Below are 8465 nucleotides of genomic sequence, written 5' to 3'. Positions count from 1 at the left end.
GTCGACGAGCTGCGCAAGCAGGTCGCCACCGAGATCTCCCCCATCGCCCGGCCCCGCGAGATCCACGTCGTGCCCGAGCTTCCCAAGACCCGCAGCGGCAAGATCATGCGCAGGTTGTTGCGTGATGTCGCCGAGGGGCGTGAGCTCGGCGACACCTCAACGCTCTTGGATCCCAGCGTGTTCGAGGCCATCCGCGCCAGCAAGTAGTGACGCAGGCACGCGAGGGACCCGATGGGTCGTAGCCGGACTCCGCGGACCTCCACGGCCTTAAAGGTCATGAGTATTTGGTGCCCCTCAAGATGTGATCGGCTGGCAAGTTCGCACTTCCGGACGAACCTGCCTCTACCGGCATTGATGCTGCTGACGAGCACTTCCGCGCGCCGAGCGGAGGGGTCATGGCCAATATGTGGCGCAAACATCATGGACCTTTGTCCGAAGGTCATTGCGTTAAACTAGCGTAACCATTAGGGTCATTCCGTGCAGGTAACGCAAAGGTGCGGCGCGACGGGGGCCGTCGACTGGCAGGTGAGCGGCCCGGTCGGACACGTCGGGGTTGGCGCACCGCGAGCGTTGCGGTTAGCCGACTCAACGACGCTGGCTCGACGACATGCAAATGAAGGCGAACACCTAGGTGAGTAGCCCCGCATTGATCGTCACCGACGACCCACGGCATCCCGCCCCGAATCTGAGCAGGCGCGACGAACCAACGCGCCGATCGGCCTCGGCAAGCAAAGCGCGCCGGACGGCGACGCGGGTGGGCACGATCCCGGTACGAAGTGCAGCCACGACCGGGCGCGGCGTGCAGCTGTTGGTGGACGTGTTGCGTTACACGGTCATTGACACGTTTGCGTTTCGGCTACCCGCCGGTGAGCTCGTGGTGCAGGCGTGGACATTGCTGAAGGTGACGGCGGTACCTGCGCTCCTGATGGCCATCCCGTTCGGTGCATTGATCACCGTTGTGACTTCTGGACTGGTCAATCAGGTGGGTGCGAGTTCGCTGCTTGGCGCAGCGGGAGGGGTGAGCGTCATACGGCAGGGAGCGCCGATCACCGCCGGCCTTCTGATGGGTGGCGCGGCGGCTTCGGCCATCGCCTCGGACTTCGGTGCCCGGGCGATTCGTGAGGAACTCGACGCGATGCGGGTACTCGGCGTCGACCCGGTCCGGCGCCTAGTAGTTCCGCGGTTTCTCGCTCTACTGCTGATCTCTCCGATTCTGTGCGCGGTCATCATCGCATCGGGGACGGCGGCGGCATTCGTATTGGCCGTCACGGTTAGCGATTTGGCATCTGGCAGTTTCTGGATGTCGTTCGGGACGTTCACGAAACCGGTGGACGTCTGGTTCGCTATCGGCAAGATCATGGTCTTCGCTGCGATCGTGGCGACCATATCGTCACTGCGCGGAATGGAGGCCGAGGGCGGCCCGCGCGGCGTCGCCGATGCCGTGAACTCATCGGTCGTGCTCAACGTCGTGGGCATCGTTTTCGCGAATCTCGCGCTGACACAACTGGAGACGATGTTCTCGCCGATGGCGGTGGCATAGTGCTTAGTGGACGTACGGCGACGATATCCAAGGACTTCGGTACCCGCGTGATCGCGGCGCAACCGCTTCGCGAGGTGTTTCGCACCGCAGGGCAATGGGTGGTGTTCGTTGCCCAGACGTTCTGGTCCGTGCCATTGACGATCCGCCGATACCGACGACAGACACTGCAGCAAATGAACAGCCTCGCTTGGGGTCGAGGCTCGATCATCGTCGATGGCGGCGTGGTGAGCGTGTTGCTGCTCCTCGGCATCGCGGTCGCCGCCGTCGTGGCCATCGAGTCGTTTTCGGTCTTGAACATCATCGGGTTTGGCCCACTGTCCGGGATTGTCGCCGGTGTGGGATCCATTCGTGAGATCGCACCGCTGGCCGGCGGGATCGCGTTCGCGGCCCAAGCCGGGTGTCGGATGACGGCCGAGATCGGTGCCATGCGCATCTCCGACGAGATCGATGCAGTCGAAGCAATGGCGCTGCGGCCCATACCGTTCGTGGTCGGTACACGGCTGATCGGTGGGCTCCTGTGCGTGATTCCTGGATACGTCGTGACCCTGGTGACAACCCTGTTCGTGATGGGTCTGGTCATCCGGGTGTTTCACGACCAGCCCGGCGGAACCTATAGCCACTACGTCATCGAATTCATCACGCCCCAAGACCTCGTGTATTCGGTGATCAAGGTGGTCGTCTATTGCACGGCGGTGACCTTGATCCATTGCTACTACGGATATTTCGCAACGGGAGGTCCGGTCGGAGTGGGCCGGGCGTCCGGGCGCGCCGTTCGGGCGAGTCTGGTCATGATCTTGGTCCTGGATTTCACGCTCACCGTGATGTTGTGGGGCCTCCGACCGGTGTTCGTGTTCAAGGGCTGACAGAAGGTAGGTGAAAACCACGTGCTGCTACACACTTCCGCGGAATCGGAGGCGCGAACACTGACGATGATCGGCGCAGCCGTGGTGCTGACGATCGTTGCCGTGGCGGGGCTGATCGTCGTGTTCAATCCCTTTGGCAGCGACAAGAAGAACATTGTCTCGGTGGTGATAGACACTCCGTACGTCGGTCAAGGCGTCGCCCCTGGCACGGCGCTGGTGATGCACGGAGTGAAGGTCGGAGAGGTCACGGCCGTTTCCCGATTGTCTCAGGGGGGCGTGCGACTGGACGCCGACTTGCACGACGGACCGGTCGCGGGGCTCACCGACACGATGAACATCGACTTTCGGCCGGTCAACTACTTCGGTGTCACCGGTATCAACTTGATGCCGGGCGCTGGCGGAGGGGCACTCCGAAACGGCACTCGGATAGACACATTGCCGACCGGAAACTTCACCATGCAGACGTTGCTGTCGCGACTGGGTGCGGTGTCCAGTGCCTCGCTGACACCGCAGTTGATCAACGTTATCGACCGGGCAACTCGGTACACCGACGCGCTCGACCCGCTGATCGAGACCGTCGTGGTCTCAGCCAACGCTCTGGTCAAGGTGCAGACGGTTTCGACTTCGCAGCTCTTGACGAATGCGACGGGCTTGAGTGTTGCGCTGCCCTCGATTAGCGACGCAGGCCTCGATGCCCTCGATCGTCTGGACCACTCCGGTTTCGACACCATGACCGAGGACTTCTACCGCAATCGGGTCTTGTTGAGTACTGATCTCGGAACGAAGGCGCTCTTCGACAGGTTCGGGATTCTCGAGGGCAGGCACATGACCGAGTTGCTTCCCTTCATCGACTTGGCAACGGCACTCACCAGCATCGCGCCAGGGCTCATCAGGCCCGACGCCATCGGGCAGGAATTGGCTGACCTGCGAACGCGTTTCGAGGCGCTATACGCCGGGGCCCCGGGCCAGCGGGCAGTTCAGGTCCATATCGTCCTCGACAGCCTGCCGGGCGTCGCGGCGCCACTTGCTGCCATCGGGGGGCCGCAGTGAAGCCCTTGGCCGCGTTGTGGCGAGTGCTGCTCAGCGGCATCGCGGCGATCGTCCTGCTCATCCTGACCGTGAACGTCATCTCCCAACCGGTGGCGGTGACCACGCACCCGTACACCGCTTACTTCACCGATGCCTCCGGATTGCACGTGGGTGCCGACGTCCGCGTACTCGGAGTCCGAGTGGGGAAGGTGGAATCGGTTGCGCTCGAACGCCGGAACGACCAGAGCTTGGCCAAGGTCGGGTTCGGACTCGATTCGCGATATGGCGTGGTCCCTACGAGTCGGCTCGCCATCAAGTACCAGGCGCTGACGGGCGCGCGGTATGTCGACGTGGTGGACCCTGCGGAGCACTATTCGTCGTCCGATCTGGTGGCGGACGTACCCAGCGCGATGACGCAACCCTCGTTCGACATCACCTCATTGTTCAACGGGCTGCAGCCCGTAATCGCCACGTTGAGTCCCGACGACCTCAACGTCTTCACCGCGAACGCCGTCAACTATCTGAACGGTGATGGAGGTGGCCTCGCGCCGATGCTCGACAGCATCCGCAAGCTCACCGAGTTCGTGTCGAATCGCCAGGACGTCATCGCAACGTTGGTGCGCAATCTCTCCGAAACGGCATCTGCCCTCAAGGGACATTCAGACGACCTGATCAAGATTCTGGATTGGTTCAACAGGCCGATCGACGGGTCATTGCAGGTGATAGATGAGTTTCGAAAGTCGAATCTGTACGGTCCCGGATTCACCTCCGGTGTGCTGCGGGTGTTGAGTAGCGCCGGCTTCACGCCTGGAATGCCGCCAAGCGAGATCGACGACGCGTTGGACCGGGCATCCACCAACGTGGACAACTTCATCGAAGCGCTCAAATTCGTTCCGGTGATGTGGGACAACGTTCCCGAGCCGTCTGAGACGCCTCCGATCGTGCCGTGCAGTCACGGTCATGCCCAGCTGCCGGAGCAAATGGATGTACTTCTCAATGGGCAGAGGGTCGTGTTGTGCAATCCGTGAAATTGCTGCGAAACCCGACCTTGTGGGGTGTGGGTGCATTGGTGATGGCGACGGTGCTGGCGCTGGTCGCGGCCATGCTGTACATCAAGCCCCCAGGCCAGAAGGTCGTCACCTTCTATACCGAGGATGCAGCGTCGATCCGTGCCGGCGACGAGGTGCGAATCGCGGGGATCACGGTGGGAAAGGTAGCGGACCTTTCCCTGGAACAGAATCGGGTGCGGGTACGGGCACAGGTCGACGGTGATGCCTTCGTCGGAGACCAGTCGCAGGTGCAGGTCCGCATGCTCACCGTCGTCGGTGGTTACTACGTCAACCTCGTATCACTGGGAAGCATCTCGCTGGGTGTGAATCCCATTCCGGTGGAGCGGGTCACGATGCCGTACAGCCTCATTCAGACGCTGGCTCAAGCGACGAAGATCACCGACAACCTCCACCCACAGCCGATCAAGGACTCGTTGGACCAAGTCCGGCAGGGCCTCGCGGGCACGAATCTCCAGTCGCTGTCCGCGATCATCGACGCGGGAAACAGCCTTACCTCGACGATCGACAAACAACGCAATCAACTCTCGGAAATCCTGAGTATGTCCGACGAATACATCAGGAGCTTGAAGGATTTCGGCGACGAGCTGAAACAGCTCGTCGGCAAGGTGTCCATCCTCGAAGCGACACTCGTCGTCTACAGCAAGGGACTCAGCGCCGCCATCACGGGGGTAGGGGGCATCTTGCAGGTGCTTGGCCAGCTGGGTGGGTTCTACCAGGAGCATCGTGACGAGGCCCTCGAGAAGGTCCGCGACTGGCAAGCAAAGGCACGCTTCTGGGACGACCGCGCCGGCGTGTCGGTTCGGTCGCTGCGCCTGATTCGCAACAAGCTCGAACGGGTGCTCGACGCCCAGAACGCGCCTCCGGAACTGCTCGCCACCGACATGTGTATTCCGGTACCGGGGAGTGCCTGCTGATGGCGAATTCCGACTGGCGCCGTGTATGTCGTTCCATGGCAACAACTGTGACCGCTGCGGCCTTGGCTGCCGCAAGCACTTCGTGCGCGTCGCATCAAGAGCGCCAGGCCGCTGCTGATTACTGCGCGATCATGCCCGACAGCATTGGGCTCTACGCCGGCAACCCAGTCACGCAGATGGGATATCAAATCGGCACCGTCAAGAGCGTCACCCCCAGCCCACGCGACGTGCGCGTTGACTTCACCGTGACCGACGCTCGTCGACTTCCGGCAGACGTCAAGGCGATCATCAGGTCGTCGTCGATCCTCGCCGACCGGTCGCTGGAACTGGTTGGAAACTTCGAGTCGGGACCGCAGTTACAGGCAGGTGGGTGTGTTCCGCTTGCCAGGTCGTCGACCCCCAAGAGCCTGTCCGAAGTGATCGGCTCGGCAACGACTTTCGTCAACTCGATCAATCCACAGGGGTCGACGAACATCGGCGATGCTGTGAACGAACTGGATCAGGCGCTCCACGACAACGGCGCTGGTGTCAACCGGCTGCTAACCACGTCGTCGGCGGTGCTGGACAGCCCCGACCAAGCGATCAGTGACGTCGGGTCCATCGTCACCAACCTCGCACAACTGACCTCGACGGTGAGCGAGATCAGGGCGCCGCTGAAGCAGGTCTTGTACGACGCACGAGAGACGACACCGGATTTCGCAGCAGCATTACCGGGTGCCTGGAAGCTCATGGATTCGCTTCCACCGCTGATCGGCATGCTCTCGGATTTCGAAACCGAAATCGGTCCTGAAACTCAGTTCACGCTTGACAGCACGGCGGTTGCCATGAGAAAGCTCAGCGCGCACGCGCCTCGGATCGCGAATCTGCTCAACGTGATACCGCCGTGGATCAACGCGGCGGTCAATCACATCAACAACCACCAGTGGACCACCCTCACCTACCGGCCACCGCTCTACCGCATCCGCTCACCAGACGGCGTCGCGACGTGCAACATCATGAATGCTCAGCTGCCAGGCAGTTGCGCAAACGTGCAGGGTCAGCCATATGCGGTCGATGCCGCACTGCTCCAGTACGTGCTCACCCTGGCGGCGCAGCGATGATCCGCCGAATGTCCTTCGCGGCCATGGTTGTCGCCAGCTCAGCGGTGCTGTCGTCCTGCGCGTCCATCAACGTCAACTCGCTGCCGCAACCCGGTAACGCATACAGCGGTGGCTATGACATCGTCGTCGAGTTCGCCAGTGTGCTCAACCTTCCCGATCACGCGAAGGTGACATTGGACGGTACGAACGTCGGAGTCGTGACCAACGTGGCACTCAAGGACCGCCGCGTCGACGTCACGGCGCGCATCGATCCCAGCGCCTTGGTGCCGGCGAACGCCCACGCGGCGCTGCAGCAAGCCACCGTGCTGGGCGATGTCACCGTCGCGCTCGAACCCGCCCAGGGCGACCAGCAATCGGCTCCGCCCTTGAAACCCGGTGGCACGATTCCGCTCGCGCAGACCACCACACCGCCGCAACTGGAAGACACCATCGCGAGTATGGCGAACTTCGTGTCGAGCGGATCCATTCAGCGCGTTCAGAACACGATCCTCGGACTCAATCGGGTGACGCCGTCGGATCCCGGTGCGGTACGTGCGATGGCCTCCCGGGTCGCGGTCGACCTGTCCGACCTGTCCGACAACATGGACAACGTCGACAAATTGCTGGACGGTGCTGCCGGCACGGCTCAAGTCTTGAACAACCGCGCCGGACAATTCCAGCACTGGTTCACCCCGCAGGGCATGCTCGGTTTCGACCGCGTGACAGAGGACGTCACCGTCGCCATCGCCACCGGCATTCCGCGCGTCGGCAGCTTCTACTCCGAGGGCTTCTATCTAGTGCCGTTCCTCAGTTCACTCGCCGATGCCCTTGGCACCCTTCAACATTCGAAGTGGGCCTTCGAGAAGGAGTATCCCGCATATCAAGGACTCCTGACCGACGTCTTTCTTCCCGCAGACAAGTATCCGGCGATCAACATCACGTCGATCGTCGGACCCGATGGACGGGAACTCTCCGGAAACGTGCAAGACGTGCTGCGGATCTTGGGTATGACACAATGAAACTACGAGATCTGTTGTCGTTCATCGCATTCACGGCGATGATCGCACTCGCCGTCGCGTACGTCGGGTCGCTGGGTATTCGAATCGGGCCGCCGTCGGACCGCACGAACGTCTCCATGACCGTGCCCGACGTCAACGGCTTGGTCGTCGGGTCGAACGTCTTGCTGCGAGGTGTTCCGGTCGGCAAGGTCAGCGACATCACGTCATCCGTCGACCAGGCGACCATCGACTTCTACGTCGACGGCCGCTATCGCGTACCAGTCGACTCCGATGTGCGACTCGACAACTTGTCGGCGCTCGGTGAGTCCTACATCGGACTGATGCCCCGGACTGAGGACGGGCCGATGCTGCACGACGGGCAGCGCATCGCGACGGACAAGGTCATCCAACCACCATCGATATCTGAGTTAACGACGAGCGTCGTTCGTGTCGTCAACCAGCTGGACCCAGACGCGCTCAAGCGCATCATCGATGAGGCGGACGTCGCGTTGCCAGACCCAAACGCCGTACTGCCCAACGTCGCTCACGCCAGCGAGGTGCTGAACAATACGGTCGCGGACATGCATGGCCGAGGGCGCGCGCTTCTCGACAACTTTCAGACGCTCTTGCGCAACGCCGACTGGCTGGGCCCGGTGCTGGCTGACCTCGCCCCTTCGGTCCGAGCTACCGGCGAGAATCTCCAGCACACCCTGTTCTCGACCTTCAAGGTCATCTACGCCGGCGCACCGCAGACGCTGAACAACACCATGGCGTTCCTCGACCGGATCGTGAGGTTCCTGGACAACAACGCCGGCGACCTCAAGGTCCTTGGCGAAAACTTCGGGCCACACGTCAAGAGCATTGCCGGTGCCTTGATGAACCTGGATCCCAGTCAGATCCTCTCCAATTTCTTGGCAGAGCTACCGCAAGACGGTGCGATCACCTTGCACGTCGCGATCCCCGGGAACTAGC

The 8465-nt window shown here is 62.0% G+C and carries 9 protein-coding genes; all 9 read left to right on the top strand.

Annotated features, from left to right (window positions below):
- A partial coding sequence (locus SLQ30_RS32625; protein WP_413468242.1) for an AMP-binding enzyme occupies nucleotides 1-207 on the top strand: 207 nt, incomplete at its 5' end.
- A gap of 478 nt (nucleotides 208-685) precedes the next feature.
- Entirely contained in the window at nucleotides 686-1540 is an 855-nt protein-coding gene (locus SLQ30_RS32620) for an ABC transporter permease (RefSeq protein ID WP_319451186.1), read from the top strand.
- A 98-nt stretch (nucleotides 1541-1638) separates the two neighbouring features.
- Nucleotides 1639-2403: an ABC transporter permease gene (locus tag SLQ30_RS32615; RefSeq protein ID WP_319451185.1), complete on the top strand. Its 765-nt coding sequence runs from the start codon at nucleotides 1639-1641 to the stop codon at nucleotides 2401-2403.
- A 66-nt stretch (nucleotides 2404-2469) separates the two neighbouring features.
- Nucleotides 2470-3453: a Mammalian cell entry related domain protein gene (locus SLQ30_RS32610; RefSeq protein ID WP_319451184.1), complete on the top strand. Its 984-nt coding sequence runs from the start codon at nucleotides 2470-2472 to the stop codon at nucleotides 3451-3453.
- The gene (locus SLQ30_RS32605; RefSeq protein ID WP_319451182.1) at nucleotides 3450-4460 is read left to right on the top strand and encodes an MlaD family protein; all 1011 of its coding nucleotides are present in this window, start codon (nucleotides 3450-3452) and stop codon (nucleotides 4458-4460) included. The genes SLQ30_RS32610 and SLQ30_RS32605 overlap by 4 nt, the downstream gene beginning before the upstream one ends.
- Nucleotides 4457-5416: an MlaD family protein gene (locus tag SLQ30_RS32600; protein ID WP_319451181.1), complete on the top strand. Its 960-nt coding sequence runs from the start codon at nucleotides 4457-4459 to the stop codon at nucleotides 5414-5416. The genes SLQ30_RS32605 and SLQ30_RS32600 overlap by 4 nt, the downstream gene beginning before the upstream one ends.
- Nucleotides 5416-6516, top strand: coding sequence for an MCE family protein (locus SLQ30_RS32595; protein ID WP_413468241.1), 1101 nt, complete (start codon nucleotides 5416-5418; stop codon nucleotides 6514-6516). The genes SLQ30_RS32600 and SLQ30_RS32595 overlap by 1 nt, the downstream gene beginning before the upstream one ends.
- The gene (locus tag SLQ30_RS32590; RefSeq protein WP_413468244.1) at nucleotides 6516-7514 is read left to right on the top strand and encodes an MlaD family protein; all 999 of its coding nucleotides are present in this window, start codon (nucleotides 6516-6518) and stop codon (nucleotides 7512-7514) included. The genes SLQ30_RS32595 and SLQ30_RS32590 overlap by 1 nt, the downstream gene beginning before the upstream one ends.
- Nucleotides 7511-8464 (top strand): MlaD family protein, encoded by a 954-nt coding sequence (locus tag SLQ30_RS32585; RefSeq protein ID WP_319451178.1) that lies wholly within the window; start codon nucleotides 7511-7513, stop codon nucleotides 8462-8464. Before SLQ30_RS32590 ends, SLQ30_RS32585 begins: the two co-directional genes overlap by 4 nt.
- Nucleotide 8465 lies beyond the last annotated feature (1 nt).

Source organism: Mycobacterium sp. RTGN4, assembly GCF_033804635.1.
Taxonomy (GTDB): domain Bacteria; phylum Actinomycetota; class Actinomycetes; order Mycobacteriales; family Mycobacteriaceae; genus Mycobacterium.
The sequence above is the reverse complement of the archived record's forward strand: the minus strand, read 5'-3'. Positions and strand labels throughout refer to the sequence as shown.

Excerpts from the sequence above, each read along its gene's own strand:
- SLQ30_RS32610 (WP_319451184.1), top strand. The coding sequence starts at position 2,470 with ATGATCGGCGCAGCCGTGGTGCTGACGATCGTTGCCGTGGCGGGGCTG.
- SLQ30_RS32585 (WP_319451178.1), top strand. The coding sequence starts at position 7,511 with ATGAAACTACGAGATCTGTTGTCGTTCATCGCATTCACGGCGATGATC.
- SLQ30_RS32595 (WP_413468241.1), top strand. The coding sequence starts at position 5,416 with ATGGCGAATTCCGACTGGCGCCGTGTATGTCGTTCCATGGCAACAACT.